Annotated in this window: 21 protein-coding genes and 1 riboswitch; of the genes, 6 read left to right on the forward strand and 15 right to left on the reverse strand. The window is 34.6% G+C overall.

Translation table 11 applies throughout. The features are described from left to right. Positions 1–5 precede the first annotated feature (5 nt). From V7M80_RS12280 to V7M80_RS12320, 9 genes are all read right to left on the reverse strand, one after another. Entirely contained in the window at positions 6–527 is a 522-nt protein-coding gene (locus V7M80_RS12280; protein ID WP_333696545.1) for a hypothetical protein, read from the reverse strand. Positions 528–733: 206 nt separating this feature from the next. Then, entirely contained in the window at positions 734–1,138 is a 405-nt protein-coding gene (locus V7M80_RS12285) for a protein-export chaperone SecB (RefSeq protein ID WP_333696546.1), read from the reverse strand. Between the two features lie 8 nt (positions 1,139–1,146). Next, the gene (locus V7M80_RS12290; protein ID WP_333696548.1) at positions 1,147–1,647 is read right to left on the reverse strand and encodes a hypothetical protein; all 501 of its coding nucleotides are present in this window, start codon (positions 1,645–1,647) and stop codon (positions 1,147–1,149) included. After that, positions 1,644–2,057, reverse strand: coding sequence for a hypothetical protein (locus V7M80_RS12295; RefSeq protein ID WP_333696549.1), 414 nt, complete (start codon positions 2,055–2,057; stop codon positions 1,644–1,646). The genes V7M80_RS12290 and V7M80_RS12295 overlap by 4 nt, the downstream gene beginning before the upstream one ends. A gap of 372 nt (positions 2,058–2,429) precedes the next feature. Beyond that, positions 2,430–3,059, reverse strand: coding sequence for a hypothetical protein (locus V7M80_RS12300; RefSeq protein WP_333696551.1), 630 nt, complete (start codon positions 3,057–3,059; stop codon positions 2,430–2,432). A 189-nt stretch (positions 3,060–3,248) separates the two neighbouring features. After that, the gene (locus V7M80_RS12305; RefSeq protein ID WP_333696553.1) at positions 3,249–5,435 is read right to left on the reverse strand and encodes a DNA/RNA helicase domain-containing protein; all 2,187 of its coding nucleotides are present in this window, start codon (positions 5,433–5,435) and stop codon (positions 3,249–3,251) included. Further along, positions 5,432–5,761 carry a nucleotide pyrophosphohydrolase gene (locus V7M80_RS12310; RefSeq protein WP_333696555.1) on the reverse strand — a complete coding sequence of 110 codons (330 nt, stop codon included), beginning with the start codon at positions 5,759–5,761 and terminating at the stop codon, positions 5,432–5,434. Before V7M80_RS12310 ends, V7M80_RS12305 begins: the two co-directional genes overlap by 4 nt. A 242-nt stretch (positions 5,762–6,003) precedes the next feature. Further along, positions 6,004–7,899, reverse strand: coding sequence for a hypothetical protein (locus V7M80_RS12315; protein WP_333696556.1), 1,896 nt, complete (start codon positions 7,897–7,899; stop codon positions 6,004–6,006). Between the two features lie 588 nt (positions 7,900–8,487). Then, entirely contained in the window at positions 8,488–9,237 is a 750-nt protein-coding gene (locus V7M80_RS12320) for a hypothetical protein (protein WP_333696558.1), read from the reverse strand. Between the two features lie 351 nt (positions 9,238–9,588). On the opposite strand from V7M80_RS12320, the gene V7M80_RS12325 reads away from it, so the two are divergent. Together V7M80_RS12325 and V7M80_RS12330 are read left to right on the forward strand one after the other, a co-directional pair. Further along, positions 9,589–10,737 carry a hypothetical protein gene (locus V7M80_RS12325; RefSeq protein WP_333696560.1) on the forward strand — a complete coding sequence of 383 codons (1,149 nt, stop codon included), beginning with the start codon at positions 9,589–9,591 and terminating at the stop codon, positions 10,735–10,737. 112 nt (positions 10,738–10,849) lie between these two features. After that, positions 10,850–11,080 carry a hypothetical protein gene (locus tag V7M80_RS12330; protein ID WP_333696562.1) on the forward strand — a complete coding sequence of 77 codons (231 nt, stop codon included), beginning with the start codon at positions 10,850–10,852 and terminating at the stop codon, positions 11,078–11,080. 231 nt (positions 11,081–11,311) lie between these two features. Here V7M80_RS12330 and V7M80_RS12335 read toward each other — a convergent pair whose 3' ends face one another. Beyond that, complete coding sequence (locus V7M80_RS12335) at positions 11,312–11,503, reverse strand: cold-shock protein (protein WP_333696564.1); 192 nt, start codon at positions 11,501–11,503, stop codon at positions 11,312–11,314. A gap of 295 nt (positions 11,504–11,798) precedes the next feature. On the opposite strand from V7M80_RS12335, the gene V7M80_RS12340 reads away from it, so the two are divergent. Further along, positions 11,799–12,740: a TerC family protein gene (locus V7M80_RS12340; protein WP_333696565.1), complete on the forward strand. Its 942-nt coding sequence runs from the start codon at positions 11,799–11,801 to the stop codon at positions 12,738–12,740. Positions 12,741–12,756: 16 nt separating this feature from the next. Here the strand turns inward: V7M80_RS12340 and V7M80_RS12345 are convergent, their stop codons facing one another. From V7M80_RS12345 to V7M80_RS12365, 5 genes are all read right to left on the reverse strand, one after another. Next, positions 12,757–14,064: a voltage-gated chloride channel family protein gene (locus tag V7M80_RS12345; RefSeq protein WP_442902351.1), complete on the reverse strand. Its 1,308-nt coding sequence runs from the start codon at positions 14,062–14,064 to the stop codon at positions 12,757–12,759. Between the two features lie 63 nt (positions 14,065–14,127). Further along, positions 14,128–14,193, reverse strand: a riboswitch (Fluoride riboswitch). A gap of 91 nt (positions 14,194–14,284) precedes the next feature. Continuing rightward, positions 14,285–15,265, reverse strand: coding sequence for an MlaD family protein (locus V7M80_RS12350; protein ID WP_333696568.1), 981 nt, complete (start codon positions 15,263–15,265; stop codon positions 14,285–14,287). Positions 15,266–15,273: 8 nt separating this feature from the next. Beyond that, positions 15,274–16,017: an ABC transporter ATP-binding protein gene (locus tag V7M80_RS12355; RefSeq protein WP_333696569.1), complete on the reverse strand. Its 744-nt coding sequence runs from the start codon at positions 16,015–16,017 to the stop codon at positions 15,274–15,276. Between the two features lie 11 nt (positions 16,018–16,028). Then, positions 16,029–16,805 carry an MlaE family ABC transporter permease gene (locus V7M80_RS12360; protein WP_333696570.1) on the reverse strand — a complete coding sequence of 259 codons (777 nt, stop codon included), beginning with the start codon at positions 16,803–16,805 and terminating at the stop codon, positions 16,029–16,031. A 75-nt stretch (positions 16,806–16,880) separates the two neighbouring features. Further along, positions 16,881–17,882, reverse strand: a complete 1,002-nt coding sequence (locus V7M80_RS12365) for a GntR family transcriptional regulator (RefSeq protein WP_333696571.1) — start codon at positions 17,880–17,882, stop codon at positions 16,881–16,883. Between the two features lie 101 nt (positions 17,883–17,983). Between V7M80_RS12365 and V7M80_RS12370 the strand changes: the two genes are divergently transcribed. From V7M80_RS12370 to V7M80_RS12380, 3 genes are read left to right on the forward strand one after another with little or no spacing between them, the layout of a single operon-like run. Further along, positions 17,984–19,033, forward strand: a complete 1,050-nt coding sequence (locus V7M80_RS12370) for an aldose epimerase family protein (RefSeq protein ID WP_333696573.1) — start codon at positions 17,984–17,986, stop codon at positions 19,031–19,033. 6 nt (positions 19,034–19,039) lie between these two features. After that, on the forward strand, positions 19,040–20,125 hold the full coding sequence (locus tag V7M80_RS12375) for a glycoside hydrolase family 53 protein (RefSeq protein WP_333696575.1): 1,086 nt from the start codon (positions 19,040–19,042) through the stop codon (positions 20,123–20,125). Positions 20,126–20,127: 2 nt separating this feature from the next. After that, a complete protein-coding gene (locus tag V7M80_RS12380) occupies positions 20,128–21,138 on the forward strand; it encodes a glycoside hydrolase family 53 protein (protein WP_333696577.1) in 1,011 nt (336 codons plus the stop codon). Positions 21,139–21,162 lie beyond the last annotated feature (24 nt).

The raw sequence follows: 21,162 nt of genomic DNA on the forward strand, positions 1-21,162 counted from the left end.
TGAATTTACACGATTTTTCTTTTTACAAATTCAATTAAAGTATTAAAATTTTCAGAACCTATTTCAATTTCACCGATTACATATGATGAGTTATTTCCAAGGCCAAGGTCAAGAAACAAGTTCTTGTCAATTATTCTGGTACTTTTGAATGCTTTCCATTTTATTTTTGCTTCATATTTATAGTCTTTATAACTAAAATAGTCATCATTAAATTCCAAAACAGAATTTTCATTCGCTACAATTTGTCCGTTTTTTTCTTTTTCTACCAATTCAAAAAATGCTTTCTTACTTTTTTTGTAATATGCATAATAGTCATAGAAGTTAATTGAATAATGAATACCGATTGCCATGAATAAAAATCCAAGATTGTTTTCTCCATAGATTATTAATCCTCCTAGTATAATCATAGGAACTGCCCAAAACAATCTGTTTCTATTATTTTTCAGATTTTTATTCCAAGCAGTATTGAAATTCAGCGTCATTTGCTCTGTATAAATTTGGGAATTAAAAGGTATTTCAAATTTCATTTCTAAGTTCGTTTTTTAATTTGTTTAGAACTGTTGCAGAGCATTTCATAGGCTATTTGTGCTGAACACTTTGCGTAGCGGGGTTATTAATGATACCACGAAGTCGGGAGACTTCGCGGAGCGGGTTGCTATCGGGGTTTGCCGAGCGGGACATTTCATAGGCAATTTGTGCTGAACACTTTGCTTAGCGTGAATTTATAAAATAGTTATTTTTTCTTTTTCTTTGCTAAATCAACAAAATTAATAGGAGGCAGAAGTATCGGTTGTATTCCTGCTTTCATGGAAGTATTGGATAAGTGTTCTCGAATGAAAGGAAATATAATTGCAGGTGCATTTATATTACCAAAATCATCAAGTGATATATTAGTATTTTTGGTAAATTCAAAGTTACCAGCCATTTTTATTTCAGATGAAATAACAATTTCTTTTTCTATTGATGTATTAAATTTTAAGGTTAAGGTAACGCCTAAAATATTTTCATTGATTGAATTTTGAATATCAATATCAATATTATTTTTTAAATTTTTATTAGAAAAATCAATATGGATAGCTCTTTTAAAAGAACTTTCAACTAATACGATATTAAGTAATTTGAATGAATTTTTTTCCATAATAAACATTACGCAGCTAAAGCATAAGAATATTCATTTATTTGCTCCAAAATTGAAGATTCTTCAGTTATTGGTTTAATACAAACTTTATTGTTAAACGATTTTAGGATATCTGAAAGTGAATTGTAATTGCCAACAATTTCCTCAACAGATTTTGTTAAAGTTAAATTAAAATCTAATTCAATTTCATTTGACCATAAGTCAGAGTTCCATTCTAAATAATTCTGAATAAATAAACTACCTTCAATTTCATAAATTGGTTTGTCAATGTCAATTAGACAATCATCAGTTACAAAAACTATTTCATCAAAAGGGTATTTCTCAATGAATTCAATTATTAATTCAGTTTCAAATTTTTGATATTCTAAATTACTCTCAAAATCTTTTTTTGGAATAACTTTGATGTAATTGGAATTAGAATAATTGTCAATTTGATAAGAAACTTTAAGACTTGGAAAAACTGAAACTAAATCATTAATTTTTTCAATGATATAATCTTTAACTTTCATACTGTAAATTTTTCTTCTAGCAATTTAGTGATATTTCTGGACAAATCTAAACCATTTTTTGCTTTTTGCTCTAAAATTAATAAATTTTTATAATCAGCTTTTATTCTTAAGCTTTTTAATTGACCAAAAAAATTATTAAAATCTCTAACTAACATGAAATCTCTAACAAATAATTCTCTAGTAATTGCTGCTTTTAACCAATTGTGAAATCCACCCTCATCTAATGCCCCTTGTTTTGATTCAGCTTCAATTTCAGTCTCAGACAATTTTATATCATGTAATAAAATATGAAGCATTAGTTGTATATTGCTGTAATATGCACAATGAACACTTGATGAAAAATTAGAATTTTGAATTAATAATTTAGCACTTTTTTGATTTTCTTTCGATTTCTTTTTCCATTCACTCATACAAATTACAAATTTTATACAACAATGATACAATTTTTTAATCTTTATTTTTTATTTGAAAATGTTACACCATTTCACATAGTTCTCTAATAACTATCAGGTTATACAAATTTTTTAAGTAATTACCTAACATCAAAGTTAACAATTTAATTGTAAAGAATTTTGGTATTTGCATTCACCAACCCAAATCTAAAAAATTAATTTAACATTTCCTACAAACCCTATCTTTTTCCTTAACTGTTTTCTACTATGTTAATCTCCTCCTCACTCAACCCATACAACCCATACACCATCCAATCAATCTCCCGCTCTAATGCACTCGTGTCCGCCAAAGGAATATTTAATTTAATGTTACTATCTAATTCATTTTAGCTACCCCGTCATGATTTTGTAATTATTCACATCTTCTAATAATTTTTTATGAAGTTGATTTTTTTCATCCAATTTAGAAGCTTCAATTATAGTTAAATAATCTCCTTTCATATAAGAATAATAAGTGTTGCCAAAAACATCATCGTAAGTGGCACAAATTGAATTTAAAGGTTTGTCAATAATAGTTCTGTTATAGTCTTTTTTGAATGAATGAAGAATATATCCAACATTCCAATTACCTTGTTTGTTGGTACTTAACTTAAGCTTTACATTCAAAGCCACAGCATTGCCAATATTTTCTATTTGATACTCGCTATTTCCTTCATTTCTTCTAAAACTAATAACGGGTCTATTTAAACTTATTTGTAGCTGTTGATTTTTGGAATTATTTCTATCGTTAAATTCATTTATTTTAAATGTTAATATTATAAAAACAAATAAATTGGCAATGGAAACAAACAGGCCAAAATACACCGAAAAGTTAGCCCAATCCGATAAACTTTTGCTCAAATCTTTTTCATAAAAATGACTTGAATAAACTAAAATAGGCACTATTAAAAATAGTATTAAAATAAATGCCATTGTAATATATGTTTGTTTTTCATCAATAAAACGTGCCAGTTTTTTCATATAATTGATTTACGATTCTTCCACGATTTTGATATCCTCCTCACTTAACCCATACAACCCATACACCATAAAATCAATCTCCCGCTCTAATGCACTCAATTCCATAGTAAGGATTCTCATTTTTCTGATTAAGTTTCAATTATTTTTCGATGAAATGATGGTTCTATTTTTAAATTTTCAGTTTAAACTTCACAACACACACTCAAAAACCCCAATAACCTTTAAACTACTCAACTCATCTTCTTCAAGAATAATATCCTCATAGTCTAAGTTAAAGGAAAGCGGTTTTAAAACAATGGACTCATGACTCCATAATTCACCAACTGTTTTTTTCTTACTTCTATATTCTTTTACGGTATAGCCTGAACCAAAATCGGAATCCTGAATATGGTGATGCTCTACCAAAACAATTTTACCATCCCGGGATCCGCCGGAATATTTTTTAAACAAACAAATTGACCCATTAGGTATAATTTTATTCATTGATTCTCCTACAATTTTACAAGCAAATAAATCAGATGAAGGTTTGTATCGTTCCGGCAATACAATCCATTCACAATCTTCTGCTATTTGCAATTCACTAAATTGGCCTGCAGCAACTTTTATATCCACCAAAGGAATAGAATTTACATAAGGAATAACTTCATTTTGAGGTAAAAATTGAACTTTTTTTATCACCTTATTCATAGGAATAAACTGAGAAAGATAGGCTCTTAAGTTTTTATCACAAGCATAAACATAAGTCCCTTTAATTCCTCTCAATAAGATGGTTTTGTAGATATTGAGGATAAAATCTTTTAATTCCTCAGGGTCATTAATAGACTGTTTTCCGTTTTTGTCAAAATAATTTTCTTTGAGGATAACTATTTCATTTTTTACAGGTTCATAAGTGATTTCATTTCCAAAGATGATTCCTGAGTAATTCAAATCATACCCTTGAGTTGTGTGAATACACCCAACCTCATTAACTGAGTTCGGTGAGTTTACCCAATCATTTGCCACACTATTCCATTGCAATTCTATATTATCAATTTTTATGTCATAGAGGTTTTTGTTTTTGTTTGAAATCCATGGCCAAGAATATCCGGCTACCAAACGTGAAAGACCATTTTCTTTGTCACGTAATTTGATTTCATTTACGAGTTCCTCTATAGAATCAAAAAGGAGAAATTCATATTCCTTAGAAGTAAAAATTTTTGACGTCGAGTCTAGTCTACAATTGAGAAGATCATCTATATATTGAACGTAATCATTCCCACCACGAACTCTAAATTGAGATTTTAAATGTTCTATTTTTGTGAAAGGACTCGCTTTCAGTTTATCAAAATCTTCTTTTTTGGTATCAGAGGGTTTTATCGATTGATTCTCATCATAAAATAGAACACAAGATTCAGATTGTTTGACAATCCAATCCAATTCACTGCAACTCATTTTATCCAAACCTAATTTAGCACAAGCAATATCAAAAGCACCATAATAGGCCCCTAAATTAATACGACGTCTTAATCTATGGGATTCATCAACAACAAGAATATCATAAGTAGTATTTGAAACTTCTGCAGGACCAATTACCATGTTGGCATTTAATCCTTTTATGTTTTTAAATACTTTTTTTAGAGTATTTCTAAAAGAGGACATCGGTACAACTAATGCCATTTTAGGGGAAGGATATTTTTCTTTTAAATCATGAACAATTTGCATGAATTCAAATTCATCTGTGCCAAACTCTTCAAAATTAAAATCATCATTACTAGTATTTAATAACTTAAATAAAAATATAGCCAGAATTGTTTTCCCAGTGCCTGCACCTCCTTCAACTATAATATTTTTATAGGTATTGTCTAATAAGTTATTCATAATAACCATCAGTCCGCTTTTTTGTTCAGAACTTAAGGTTTTGTATGGTGAATACTTGAATAAATCGGAATTATCAATGTAATCAATAGGATGTTTGGCTATACCAACGGCTCTCAGATTATCCCATATGGATTTAAAAATATCCCAGTAAATTTCTTTCTTTTGATAGTAGTTATGATTCGCCAAACCAATGTTACCGTTAATCAATTTAAATTGACCATCACCGGAAATATACTTGATAAGATTTGATTCTATGTCAAGTGTAGCCGATTTATTAAACTTTTCACTGGTTATGAGTTGAATCGTTGTGAGTTTATTTTTGGAATTATTTTTTAAATGCGTAGAAATTCTGGAAAACACATCACTTGTTTCGCCCACATAGGCCTCCATAATTTTATCGTCACTCAATAAATAAACTACAGGCCAAAGATCTTTAGCATAATGTATATTTTGAAATTCAGTAAAAATATTGGAGTTAAAATCAAAACTTCTTACTTCAAATGTATTCTTTAAACTCATAGTTCATTATACTTTTTGGCAGTCCCTTTAGCTTTGTCAACGGGATATTTCTCACCATTTTTTTTGATTTTATCTAAAACAATTTGTTTCACATCAAAACCATATTTATTAGCCAATAAAAAAGAAAAGGCAAACACATCAGCTAATTCCTCTTTTACTTTTTCAGGATTTCCATCCTCTGCATTCTTCCAAAGAAAAAGTTCCAACAATTCGCCTGCTTCAATATTTATGGCCAAAGCCAAATCTTTAGGATTGTGAAATTGCTCCCAATCTCTTTCGTTTCGGAATTTAACCAATACATCAATTATTTCTTCAATATCATTCATAGCCCTTATTTTTGAATTACCTATTCTCAAACTTACAAAAATTAACCTATTATTATTTTGTAAACAATAAGTAATTATAAACAAAAAAAGTGAATTAAATCAGCTACTTTTTACGGATTTCCGCACTCAAAAAAATTCAAAGGATTTCACCCACCACCTGGTAGGTTTTTGTTTTTTAATTGTTAATTAATCAGTATTAATTTTTCATTTATATTATTGCAAACTTTTAAGACACAACTTTATCATAATTGTTTTAATTTTTTATAATTGTCTTTAGCACCTTTTGTAAGGTTGTAAGTCAGCGACGCAAAATAACCCACCTTATATTTAGTGGTTATGTAATCATTAATATCGCTGCTTCCGCTTGGTAATAAATCATTTGGATTGTATCCTCCTCTAAGGGTGCCAACATCTCTAAAAGTAGGGCCAAAAGACAGAAACATTCGCTCAAACTTTCCGAAAAGAATTGTTGGGCCTGCAAAAAAATTGCTTAGTTGAACTTTTCCGTCAACAACATCAATCCCTAAGCCAGCACTTCCCCCAAAAGTAACATAACCCGTTTTTCTATAACTCATGGTAACCAACCCAATTAAAGATGGTACAACTAGATTTTCAGATTTTCTTAGAATTCTTGTCTCTCGTTCGTTGGTTTCATAATTCAAAACAGACCCTAATTCATACACTGGTGTATCAGAAAAGTAACTGGCGGCTAATCCGATACTAAAATCAATACGTGTTCCTCCGTAGGTAAATTCACGATGTCTAAATTTTTTATCATTTGAAATCACCGCACCATTTTCATTGTGCTTTTTTATTGAAATATCAAAAATAGCTACATCATTTAAAGGTTGAATAGGAGCAGATTCTACAGTATAAGCATCATCATTTTCAAGAAAAACTAATAAGTGGTCTATTTTTTCCATTAGAGATTGAACATTTAAAGAGCCTACTTCTTTGTTATATCGCTCTGCCAATTGCTTTAAATGATCAACTTGCGAATATAGTTTCACTTTACCACCAAAGGTGAAATAATCTGACAAATAGGGATTGTAATAGATGTGATTGTATTGAGAAATTAATTCATCAAAATTAGATTTGAAATTAATCAGCACTTCTCTTTGCAATAAAATCTTCTTAGCAATTGGGTAAATGGTATTTTTGTGTTCTAGTAAATAAACATTTTTAGACAAATTTGGAATGTTTGCAATAGTTTTTATTTGTATATAACCATTGTGTAAATTCAAAATAGCAATATAGGAATCTTTAAGTTTTCTGAATGTTTCTTGTAATGCTTGATTGTCTAAATTATACTTCCTTATGGCTTCATTGGTAACTAAATCAGACTTTAATTTGATGTCTCTTTTCAATGCAATAATAGAAGTTTCTAACTGCTGTATTTCTTCTGTTTTTGATTTTTTTTCTATTTTCAATTTATCAATTGTTGTTTCAAAATATGAAATCATTTCATTAATATTGGAATCATCTGTATCATTTTTTTTGATATCCAAAGCTTTTTTTTCTTTAGTTAGTTTTTCTATTTCTTGAATATAAAAAGCTTCATCTATTCTAAAAAATTGTAAATCTGATTCCAGCTTATTTTTTTTAGCATCTAATTCGTTGATTTCGGGAATTAATGTTATGAGATTTGAAAAATCATTTTTAAAAGAAATAATTTTATCATTTTTTACATCCTCCTTGGCTATCAAATCGGTCAATCCAAAATTATTTGAAGTAAAAATTACATTGGTAGATTTAGTTTTCCAATCTGAAGATATCCCTTCTTCCTTACTTTTACTATCTATTGAAATTGGTAGTTCAGAAATAAATGTTTCCGCCAATATAGAGTCTTTAGAGCTGATTTTAACCTCGTAAGCCAATCGATTAATATTTTTTATTCGAAAAATTACAGGAGTGTTAACTTTTAATTGCAGATTGTTTTTTTCATATAACCCGGTTTTAAAATCATAAACAATCTCATAATTATTGGTACGAGTTGTATCAACATTATTGTTAACTGCCCACTTGTGCAAATCACTAGTAGAATTCGATTTACCATTCGATGAGTTTTTATTTGAGAGATTCAAAACCTTACAACCAACTAATTGAAGGGCTAATAAAAATAGTACTGTTTTTTTCATGACTTTTTTTTAAATTATTGTATTAATTGAGAATAAATCTTGTAAGCATAAAAGATATTAAGCTATATATGATATATCTTTATGAGAAATCATTTCAAAATAATTAAAGGGATTTTTTTCAGGAACCTGTTTTTGGAAAAACGAATATACAAATAATTGTCTCAAAATCAAATATATATGCTAAATTTATTTTTATAGAATAACAAAAGTTTTTATCATAACAATATCGGTTAAGCAATTTAGGTATTCTTAAAAAAGCAATAAAAAACAACTATTTTAACGATAATATGTAAGAGAACATTGTGCTCCAAATTACCAAAAACTAAAAAAATCAAAGAAATAAAAGAATACAATAGTCCCTACTTAGGCAAAACAAAATCAGGTTAATCAAAAACTAAGAAAACCAAAAAAATCAACCTTCGTCATCCACCAACCAAAAACCGAAAACCCCGAATAGAAAACAGACAACCGACACCCTCAACTGCCCATCCAAACTTCCACCAACCAACAACCACCAACCACCAACCACAAAAAAAATCCTCCCAAGACCAAAATCTCAAGAGGATTACAAAAACAACCGCTTCAGTATTACACAACTTCCAAAATATGCAATACGTTATGGGCATGGTTTTTTAACGGATACTGTTCTCCATTAATTTCTTGAAAAAATTCAATCAAGATAAAGAACAATCGCGTTTCGGTTACCGTAGGCAGGGCCGCTGGCGTCAAAGTAATAGTTTGCGGGATACTCCCAATAGCAAAATTTTCTTTGTTGCTGTAGTGTGTTTCATAAACACGATTCGCAAAATCAATACCCACAACGGCACTACTCAAACTGGCATGCGTTGTCCCTTCGGGTAACCCCAAGTGAAACTCACTTTGAAAATCGGTTACGGTAAAAACGCCGGTCACCGTATCCAACGAATAAGGGGTTCTGAAAAGAGTCCGAAAAGCCGCATTTTGATTAAAATCAAAACCTTTCAACAAGGCCTTACCCGCAACAGTACCAATACCTATGGGAACTTTTCGCTCACCACGTCTGGAAACCCCATCCAGATTCTTAATCCGGCTCATCACTCCGTTAAGTCGGCTACTCACACGGTAGTCTTTGGCCAACCGCAAGAGCGGACTTACCGATTGTCGCAACAACTGTCCCATTTGAGAGTTGTGCTTAAATTCTGCCCCGTTTTCTCGCGTTCGCTGAAAAGCAGGATCATTTTTAATGCGTTGTTTAGAAACGCCTCCCTTGGCTCTGATTAAGAGCCCGTCTTTGGACTTGTAAAAGGTCATCCCTTTCATAGTGCCAAAAATTTCAAAAATTCCTTCGAACTTTGCCATAATAAATAAATTTAAAAAATTAATAATGAGCCAAAACTAAAACAGCTAAAAAGGCTACACAAAGGTTGGGTTCACACAAGGTATTGTATTGCAAATAGTTACATAATAGTTCGCAAAACTGTAACCTCGTGCAGAAAGTGACAGAACAAGGCAAAAAAATGCAGAATAGTGCAGTGAGCTAAAGCAAAAATGAAGCAGAGATACGTAAGGGATACGTAAGGGATAAAGAAGGGATAGTGTAGGGTGAATGTAGCCGGGAAGGAGAAAATTGAAAGGAAGTTGAGTCGTGTAGGAAAATTGGTAAAGTAAAATATTTGTAGTATTTTTATATCACTTTTAAAGAAACATCCAATGGAAAATCAAAATCTGTTAATGAATCCAAACTATCGAAATCAAGCCATAAAAGAATTCAATGGGAATAATTTTCCAGATATTCCAAACCACAGAGAAGCGTTTGTCAAATTCACATTAGAAAAATTGAAACATTGGATTATCATAGAGTACTTCGATTATTTTGAAGGGGAGTACATCCCGAATGTGCTCAACAGTGTAGATAGTTTTATAAAAAGGGGGACATCAATTCGCTCCAACAAAGAATATGTTCCGGTTACAATAGGTAATTTTGAAAGTGATCTTTCCAATGAAATGAAGTACCTCACAATTACCAAAGATTCACCACCTCATTTAAAAGGAAAAATGGAGGCCTATAAAAAGTTTTTGATAGAAGTAGAAAGGAACTTTACTCAGGTTGATGCTCTAAATTTTGATTGTCAAATTGAAGGTTTTGAAAGTACCGTTTTTGAACAATTAATCAATAAAATGACCAAAAAGGTATTGGATATCAATCTGATTTATGATGACATATACCATGCATTGAATACCGCAGATAAATCGTATCGAATAGCACTCTTAAGTTTTGATAAAAACTATTATTTTAAAAATTATAAAAACAATGAAAGTAATTTTTTCATTCTTCCCAAATATGCAAATCCAATCGAATTAAAAGAGTTTCCAAAAGAGCGATTGCAATTCCATAAAGCAATAAAAACCATGATCAACAAGCTTCTGGATATACGCAAAACCGCCTTAAATTGGGAAGAAACCCCGGAAGAATACAAATGCATTGAGGAATTCGCTCAAGAATTAACCCAATATAGGGCAGTTGAATCCCAACCCAAAGAAATACCGGAACCCATATACAACACCAAACAAAACCAAGAAGACTATCCCAAACATATTTTTTTGAACCCAAAAGCATTTTTGCTGTTTGAAGAGTTAAACGAAAGATTAGAATCAATAGCTCAAGTTAGCTTCTTATACAGAATGATGGCTGAAAAAGATAATCTTATCGTGGTAAAAGACACGCCATTTAGAAGTTGGTACAATAACAACAACTATAAAATGAAACTGTTAAATACAACCAAAACACTAGAACAAGCTACAAATAAAGATCGAGAATTGTGGTACAACAAAGTCAAAGAATTGATTTACAACAGGTAACAAAAACGGAGCGTAAATTCTCCAAGGTTGGTGCGTAAACTCTTCAAATAAAAATCGGAACATAAACAAGTCCTAAATAAATTTGTCCCATAACCTGAAATACCCTAATGCGATGGAAAGGACTATAGCTCGACAAGTAATTACGGCACGTGACATCCAATTGTTTTTTGGAAAAGGCCAAAGAATGAGTTATAAAATGATAGCCGAGATGAGAAAACATTTTGATAAAGAAAAACACCAACCCGTTACCATAGAGGAATTCTGCACGTATTTCAAAGTTAAAAGAGAAGAGGTATACCAGGCAATCCTGATGGGCAATAAACCCCAAATACAATCAAAATAAAAAACCCATTTTACTTTCTCATATAATAATTTTACAAATGCCGGCTATTGGCTCTTTGTAATATAAACATCAGTTCAAGAGGTTAAACAAATTTCTTTCAACTAATACAGACAATCAGACCAATTCTAATAGAACCTAAATTTTACATTTCTAATACTTTAAGGATTATTCTAAAACTAAAAAAGCCAATCTAAAAGATTGGCTTAGTTCATTACAAGGTAAAAATATATCTTAGATAACGTTTACATTCACTGCATTGAGTCCTTTTTGTCCATTCTCTACAGAATAAGAGACGGTGTCATTCTCACGAACTGATTCGTTAAGACCACTTGCGTGTACAAACACATCTTGTCCCCCATCTTTAGGAGTGATGAATCCGAAGCCTTTGGCTTCATTGAAAAATTTAATGGTTCCTTCGTTCATAATAAGTATTGTATTAATAAAGGCCAAAGATACAACTAAATTATTGATTTTTTAATAAAAAACTATTTATTTTAAAAAGTTATTAAAATTTAATGGCAAATAATTAATTTTTTTCAACAAAAAAAGGATAGAAGTTTATTTTTTTCATTGGTTCCCAGCTCCTGGTAAAGCTTACATTTAACCCGAAACCCTTGTGTGAATCACTCTTTAATTCATCTAGGCAACGGCCTAAAATTTTTGGGGGAACCCGTTACCAAATGGCCATTACTTTACTACATTTACGGCAAAAAAAGCTATGCTGGTTTGGGTCTTATTTATTGCGGCTATTCTGTTATTTTTGGCCTTAGATTTGGGTGTTTTCAATAAAACGCCCCATATTATCAGTTCTAAAGAAGCCGGAATTTGGACCGGAATTTGGGTTACCCTGTCGTTTTTGTTTTCTGGATTAATCTACTGGCTCTATCAGGAAGGCCACATCCCCAATCCGGAAGATTACACTCCCCTTGTAGCTTCTATGAAGTTTATTACGGGCTACCTCATCGAATTATCCTTAAGCATTGACAATATTTTTGTAATTGCCGTGATTTTCTCCTCCTTTCGAATTCCGCAAAAATACCAACATCGGGTTTTGTTCTGGGGAATCCTCGGAGCAATTTTATTTCGGGGTCTCATGATTTTCTTTGGCGTTATTTTGATAAATAAATTCAGTTGGATGACCTATGTTTTTGGTCTTTTTCTCTTGTTTACAGCCGGAAAAATGCTGTTTAAAAAAGAAGAAAGCCATTTCAATCCGAAAAAATCATTTATCTACCGAAACTTGAGAAAAGTAATGCCCATAACAATGCACCTGGATCACGAGCATTTTTTTGTGCAACGAAAACACATAAGAGCCGCCACACCTTTATTTGTAGCCTTAATTGTTATAGAACTTATGGATGTTCTGTTTGCATTAGATAGTGTACCGGCTATTTTGGCTATAACCCCCGATCCGTTTTTGGTATTCAGCTCCAATATTTTTGCTATTCTAGGATTGCGTTCTATGTATTTCTTTTTGTCGCATATGCTCAACAAATTTGCTCACTTAGAATACAGTTTAATAGCCATACTGAGTTTTGTGGGAATTAAAATGCTCCTCGTTCATTTTTACAAATTTCCGGAATGGGTTTCCTTGAGTTTTATTGCCGTAGCCCTAGGAATAGGCATTCTGGTTTCTTTACGCAGTAAAGATCCGGCCTAAAACTTCAAATCATTACCTATTTACTGTCGGTATTTGATTGATCAGAATGAATAGCTCCCCCCTTTTTGTCTTTATGATGCAGAAGATGGGAGAGTTTCACTTGAGCTACTCTTTGACTTGTATAAATACTATGATGTCCGGAACTCAGGTAGGCTACTACACAAGCTAAAGCCAGATAGGTTCCGTTTTCAATCCCAAAAAGTTCCAATCCCATAACTGTGCAGGCCAAAGGCGTATTGGTAGCTCCGGCAAAAACGGCTACAAATCCCATAGCGGCCAGTAAAGCTGTGGGTAAGGGTATAATTCCGGATAAAGCACTTCCTAAAGTAGCTCCAATAAAAAAGAGTGGCGTCACTTCGCCTCCCTTGAAACCGGCACCCAAAGTAAGTACCGTAAAACCCAATTTTAAAGCAAAAACGGCAAAAGGCAACGGCTGGTCAAATGATTCCAAAATTGTGGGTAGGCCCAATCCTATGTATTTTGAAGTTCCCAGTACCCAAACCCCTACCGCTACCAAAACTCCACCCCAAAAAGGACGTAAAGGCGGATAGGCAATAATCCGGTTGAAAACATGCGTAGTTCCGTGCATCAGTTTGCTAAAAGCTGCCGCTGTCAGACCAAAAAGAATTCCCGCTCCTATACAATACACAAAAAAGACAGGTTCCCAATCGGTTTTAGCCAAAATACGATATGGCGTATGAGCCACTTGCCATAAATGAGTTACATAATTAGCCCAAATAGCTGCGGCAAAAACCGGTAAAAGCGATGGGTATCGCACCTTGCCTACTCGCACTACTTCCAAACCAAAAATAGCTCCGGCCAAAGGGGTTCCAAAAACAGAAGCAAAACCGGCAGCTACAGCAGCAGTTAAAAGAGTTTTGCGATTATCGGGATTAAGCTTTAGCCAAGGCGTAATTTGGTCACCCAGTGCTCCCGCCATTTGAACAGCCGTACCTTCACGCCCGGCAGAGCCGCCAAATAAATGCGTTAGCAAGGTTCCCAGATAAACCAAAGGAGCCATTTTAAAAGGAATTTTTTCTTTGGGAGTGTAAAGGGTATCCAGTAACAGATTGTTCCCGGCTTGCACCTCTTTTCCGTAATAATGGTAAACCAAACCTATTACCAATCCGGCCAGAGGCAAAAAAGCAAGCAATACCAAATGGTTTTCTCGAGTTTTGGTAACCCAATCCAAAGATACCAAAAACCCGGCTGAGGCCGAACCGATGACCGTGCCCAAAATCAACGTTAATACAACCCAACGCAGGATATAGAACCCGGTTGCTTTTGCAAAAGTCAAGCTCCATACCGAATGTATTCCAGACATTGCCAAAAAAGATTTTACTTTGGAAAATAGTTTCATACTCCTGATTCAAAGGTTTAATACGTCTATAAATCAGGCGTCATCAGCTCGTAGAGCGGTTGGGTTAGGAAGCACACCATTTCCTATTTGAAACACAAATATACTTATTTTTTGAAAATAGAAAATAGAGCCAACCCTTCATTCCCTTTACAAGAATGGGAATCGAGACTATTTTTTAATGGAATTAGTTCTTTTGAGCTTCTTTTTGTTTCTGTTTTTCCATTTTTTTAAAGTAGCCTCTAAACAAAAAATGGTGTTGAAGAGCTTCTAAATCTTGATTCAATTTTATTCCGGCTTGGTTTAAGAGTATCATGGTAGAATCTATTTGTTGAACCAATTTGGGATTGTTTGACAAATAATTCAATGCCCCTTGCCCTTCTTTTACATTTAAAATCGTTTGATCCAGATGGGTCACAGCCCCAGAAATATCTTTACTTGATTGATGCAATGTTTGGACCATTTTCTTGATTTGTCCCGCCACTGCTGTATCTTTCAAAACCCCTACCACATTATCTTTTCGATCTAAACTCACCAGCATCGCATTCAATTTTTCAACCGTTTGCTGGGTTCCCGCTGTAGTTTTTCGAATTTGCTGTAGGGAGACTTTTAAATCTTGGGCCATTAGACTATCGTTCAACAAGGCCCCTACTGTACCGGTTCCTTCATTGATTTTCTTCGTAATCTTCAATAAATCAGCGGTGAGCAAAGCTGCATTTTCATTGGTTACATTTAAAGTTTCCAAAATGGCATCGGTCCCAATCCGACTGTAGGTTTGAATGTAATCTCCCGATTGTATGGGTTGCCCCCCTTTTTTTCCGGGTATGATATTGATTACTCGGTTGCCCACCAAACCGTCTGAAGTTATGGAAGCAATGGCATCGGTTTTGATATGTTGGGCTATCTTGGTTTGTATGGCAAGGGTCACTTCGATTACGGAGTCGTTGGCCATTTCAATGGCTTTAACCGTACCAATATCGATTCCGGAATACCGCACGTTGTTTCCAATTTGCAATCCGTTTACATTGGAAAAGGTTGCTTTTATCAGGATATTATTACCAAACATACTTTGCTTGTTCCCTATGAGGTAAATGGCTAGTACAAAAAGAGCCAATCCGACTAGAACAAACATTCCGAGTTTCGTTTTTTCTTGGGTTGAATTTTCCATTTTCGTTGTTATTTAAAAAAAGCTTGAATATTGGGGTCGTTACTATTTTGCAAGGCATCAAAAGTCCCTTGGGCATAATTAACACCGTCTACCAAGAGTACCATTCGATTGGCAATAACTCGAGCACAATCTACATCGTGGGTTATTATGATAGAAGAAGTAGAATACTTTTGTTGCACCTCTTTCATTAAAGCGATAATTTCTTTGGCTGTAATGGGGTCGAGACCGGTAGTGGGTTCGTCATACAAAATAATTTTAGGTTTTAAGATAAGTGTTCGAGCTAGGGCTATTCGTCTTTTCATTCCGCCGGATAATTCACTGGGCATTAAATCCAGAGCATGAGCCAACCCTACATTTTCGAGTGCTTCCAAAACCAAAGAGGCATTATCTTTAGAATTTCCGAATTTACCTCGATGCCTACGCAAGGGAAACTCTAAATTTTCTCGAACGGACATCGAGTCGTATAGAGCACTCCCTTGAAATAAAAACCCCACTTGCGTTCGCATTTCATTCCACTCCGCTTCGTCAAAATTTTCCGTTTGTTTGCCATAAATTGCTATAGACCCGGAATCGGGAGTTTCCAACCCAATGATACATTTGATTAAAACCGATTTTCCGGAACCCGATTTTCCCATGACCACCAAATTTTCGCCCTCAAACAATTCTAAATCAAATCCTTTTAAAACCGTATGGGTTCCAAAACTTTTGACCAATTGGCTTACTTGTATAACCGGTTTTTGTGAGTTTTTCATAGTCTATTTTGTTACAAATCGTAAAACAAATCGGTTACAAATACGGCGATAAAATCGAGTACAAAGAGCAAAACCGAGGTATAGACCACCGCACTATTGGCCGCCATTCCCACGCCCACAGTTCCGCGTTTGCACGTATAGCCTTTGTAACACCCAACCAATCCGATGGCAAAGCCAAAGAAGAACGACTTAACAGTAGCCGGAATCAAATCGCCAAACTCCAAAGATTCAAACACTTGATTGAAATAGAGCATAAAGGAAACATTACCCTTAAAGTGTTCTACTAAAAACGATCCAAATACGGCTATTGCATCCCCAAATATGACCAACAAAGGCAACATTAAAGTCGCGGCTAAAATTCGGGTTACTACCAAAAACTTAAACGGATTGGTCCCCGATACTTCCATAGCATCAATTTGCTCCGTTACACGCATAGAACCCAATTCGGCTCCCATACCCGACCCCACTTTTCCGGCACAAATGAGTGCTGTAATTATAGGACCGATTTCGCGAATTATGGAAATACTTACCATAGACGGAATCCAAGAAACGGCACCAAACTCTTGTAAAGTGGGACGCGATTGTAATGTAAAAACCAATCCAATGATAAAACCCGTTAACCCCACTAACAATAAGGACTTATAACCTATTACATAACATTGTTTCACAAACTCTCTCCCTTCAAAAGCACCCCTAAAGAGTTGTATGAAAAACCTTTGGGTGAAAAAAGCCAAAGCCCCAATTTCCTCCAAAAATGAATGTAACGAAAGTTGTATCGTTTTAAGCATGGGGTTTAATTTTGCATTGACACAGTCAAAGTTACAAAAAATAACCCGCAGAAAGACTGATAGTTATCATGCCTCTTAAATTGAATTTCGAATGAGTAATCGACACGGATTTTGAAGACTCTTTTTTTTATTGTTTAAAACCATATCGGCCAAACATTTTCCCATGAATTCAAAATCGGTAGAAATTGTAGTTATCCCATTGGCAACTACTTTTTTTAATGGCGTATCATTATAGGAAATAATGCCATAATCTTGAGCAATGGTGAGATTTTGGGTTTGGGCCTGCTCTAATACTTGAACCAAATGCCTGTCGTTTGGAATAACATAAACGGTACCTTTTTCAATTTTTTCACCAGGACCGAAGTGTGAAATTACTTCGAATGGAAACGAAAACTCTGTTGCAAATTGTTCAAATCCGACAACCATTCCGTAGGGTTCTTTGAATCCCGGATAAAGCAATACCAATTTATGGAATTTCCTGAGTAAGCTTAAAGCCTCTTTCAAAGATTGATACATGTCTTGAGAGAAGTTTTGATAAATAGCCGGGTATTGATTCAATTCGGCGTGCGTTTGATCTAAAATATAAACATCGTTATCCGGTAAAACCTTTATTGCTTGGGCAGCTCCTTTGAGATGAGTGGGCATAATAATGTATTTGGTGTAAAATCCGTTACTTTCATTGATCAATTTTCGAAACCATACTTCATTAAAATGATGAAAATAAATATCAACTTGAGCTTTATTTTCTATAGCTTCAAGAAAGGACACATACAAATCTTCTTTAAAAGCGTTTAGCTCGTCAAACAAAACAAAAAAACGTTGCTCAAAACTAAATTCGGTGCTTTTAATGTAATACCCTTTTCCGGGAATGGCAAATACAATTCCTCTCTTTTTCAATTCTTCATAAGCCCATAAAACAGTATCTCTTGAGATACCAAACTCCAGACAAACTTTATTAACCGATGGCAATTGATCTCCTTTTGCAATTCGGTTTTCGGCAATTGCCATTTCAATTGAACTAACAATTTGTTTGTATTTGGGCACTCCTGATTGAGGTTGAATCACAATAATTTTCATAAGTAAAAGCTAACTGGTGGGCAAGATACAAAAACTGGTAGGTACCGGTATGATAAATTTTAATTCTTTTCTAATTTTGTTATTATATCTCCAAAATTTATATGCAAAAAAATCATTATTCTCAATTTCAATCTACTAAAAATGTAAAATCATTGGGTTGCTTACCCGAGGGACAAGAAGTATTTTGTTACACTGTAACCAATTCAAAGGGCACCTCTTTTTCTGTCCTAAACTATGGTGCAACCCTAACTTCTTTAGTCATTCCAATTTCGGATAGCCAAAAGGTAGATGTCGTATTGGGATTTGAGGATTTGGAATCGTATATGCATTCGTTTCAATTACCCAGTGCTCCGTATTTGGGAGCTGTAGTGGGGCGATATGCCGGAAGAATAAAAGAAGGAAAATTTACCTTGAACGGCAAAACCATTCATTTACCTCAAAATCATGGGGTTCATCACCTTCATGGAGGTCCAAATGGAATGAGTACTTTATGTTGGAAATTAAAGCAATTTGACCCTGAAAAATCAATCACACTATCGTGCGAATGCACCCCTGAAACAGATGGTTACCCTGGTACATTGCACGTTGCTGTTACTTATTTGCTTACCGAAAACAATGAAATTCGAGTGCGGTTTGAAGCCCAAACCGATGAAGACACCCTTTTGAATCTTACGCAACATAGCTATTTTAACTTAGACGGACATGAGCAGGCTCTTGGCAACCAATGGGTGCAAATTCACGCCTCTCAAATTTTGGAAACCGATGCTCATCAAATTCCAACCGGAAATTTTTTGACAGATTGTCCCCAACTTCCGGGAATAAACCAACTCCAAAAATGCCCAACCGCTATAGACACTACCTTTGTGTTGGATTCCGGATTTACAACTGCGGCTACCTTATATAGTGATTCCAATCGCTTGCAACTTACTGTAAGTACCAATCAACCTGCCGTGCATGTATATGTAGGAGGAAACTGTTTTGGAAAAATTCCGGGGAAAAACAACGCCAGCTACCATTCGCAAAGTGGAATTTGTTTTGAAACGCAAAACTTTCCGGACGCCCCAAATCATGCTCACTTTCCAAGTGCTGTGCTGAAAAAAGGAGAATGCTATGTCAACGAAACCCAATTTGCATTTAAATTATTATCTTAAAATACTATGAAAAAAATCGTCTTTTCTCTTATTCTCATTCCCATTCTATTGATTTTCACTCACTGTTCAGACAGTGAAAAAAGTCCGGAAGAAGAAACTCCTACAGCCACAGACCCCTTTATACGGGCTGCCGATTTATCCTTTTTACCCGAAGCCGAAAGTGCCGGTGCCCTATACAAGAACAACGGTCAAAACGAAGCCGTTCTAACTACACTAAAAAATGAAGGCTGTAATACCGTTCGTTTGCGAATTTGGAAAGATCCAAGCTCGGTTCATTCCGGATTAAACGAAGTAAAAGCCATGGCCCAACGGGTTAAACAAGCCGGACTCAAAGTATGGCTCACCGTTCATTATTCGGATACTTGGGCCGATCCCGGGCAACAAACCAAACCGGCAGCATGGCAAAGTATGAATTTTACAGCTCTAAAAGCGGTAGTTGCTTCATACACTGCGACCTTGATGCAAGAAATCCAACCCGACATCATTCAAATTGGAAATGAAATTAATGTAGGATTGTTGTTTCCCGAAGGACATTTGATTTCCAATGAAGCTCAGTGCATAGAATTACTTCAAGCTGCCAGTTCAACGGTTCGATCGATTAAACCTGAAACGAAAATTATGATACATTATGCCGGACTTAATGGCTCGGATTGGTTTTTCAATAAAATGACTTCCGTTGACTACGATTACATCGGTTTATCGTATTACCCTATTTGGCATGGAAAACAATTGGCTACCGTAAATCAGACTCTAACCACTTTGGGCAACACCTTTGGGAAAAAGGTTTTGATTGCAGAAACGGCTTATCCATTTACATTAAGCTGGAACGATTGGACCAATAATATTGTAGGTCTCGAAAACCAATTGATACCTGCTTATCCGGCTACACCTGAAGGCCAACGTAATTTTTTGATTACTTTAAAAAATCTCATTCAACAAAATCCACACGGACTCGGATTTGCCTATTGGGGAACCGAGTGGACTTCTTTTAGAGGCAACCAAGCCACTAACGGCTCAAGTTGGGAAAATCAAGCCTTGTGGGATTTTGATTCAAATGCCCTTCCGGCCATTAAAGTCTTTAACAAAAACTAATTATGAAAAAATACCTATTATTAATTTTCTTTTTGACATGTACATTTGTTGAATCACAATCGCAATTTGAGTTTTCTAAAGGTGCCGATGTGAGTTGGCTCCCGCAAATGGAAGCAACCGGTTATCAATTCTATGATTCAGACGGCACCCCAAAAGATGCTTTACAACTTTTGAAAGACCGAGGAATGAATACCGTACGCCTGCGTGTTTTTGTGAATCCCTCTGATGACCCACGTAGTGGCCATTGTAGTAAAGAAGAAACCGTAGCTTTTGCTGTGAGAGCCCAAAAAATGGGCTTCCGAATCATGATTGATTTTCATTACAGTGATTCTTGGGCCGACCCCGGCAAACAAAACAAACCCGAGGCATGGAAAAATCTACCTTTTGATAAACTGGCACAAGCTCTTTACGACCATACTTTTGATGTAATGACTGCTTTGAAGAAAGCAAAAGTAAAAACCGAGTGGGTACAAATTGGCAATGAAATTCCGGGTGGTATGTTATGGCCTGATGGCAGTACTGACAACTGGAAACAGTTGGGAATATTATTAAACAAAGGATACGATGCTGTTAAAGCCGTTGATACAAAAATAAAAGTAATTGTACATGTTGACGAAGGCGATAACATTGAAAAATTCAGAACTTTTTATGATAATGCTACCGAACAAAAAGTGCGTTATGATGTTATTGGGTTATCGTACTATCCGTTTTGGGTCAAAAAAGATTACACGGAAACCATTGCTAACTTAGAAACCAACTTAAAAGCTCTTATATCTCGCTACAACAAAGAAGTAATGGTTGTAGAAGTAGGTGGCGAATATGACAAAGTTGAAAACACGAGAGCCTTATTGGAAGCCACGATCAAAGCGGTTCGGGCCTTACCGGACAACAAAGGTCTGGGTGTTTTGTACTGGGAACCCCAAGGTGAAAAAAGCTGGAGCGGTTATAGCTTGAGTGCTTGGCTTCCCAACGGACAGCCTTCACCGGCATTGGATGCTTTTAAAGAACAATAGACTCTTTTATTGCAACAAATTATA

The sequence above is a fragment of the Flavobacterium sp. genome, assembly GCF_036759525.1.
Classification (GTDB): domain Bacteria; phylum Bacteroidota; class Bacteroidia; order Flavobacteriales; family Flavobacteriaceae; genus Flavobacterium.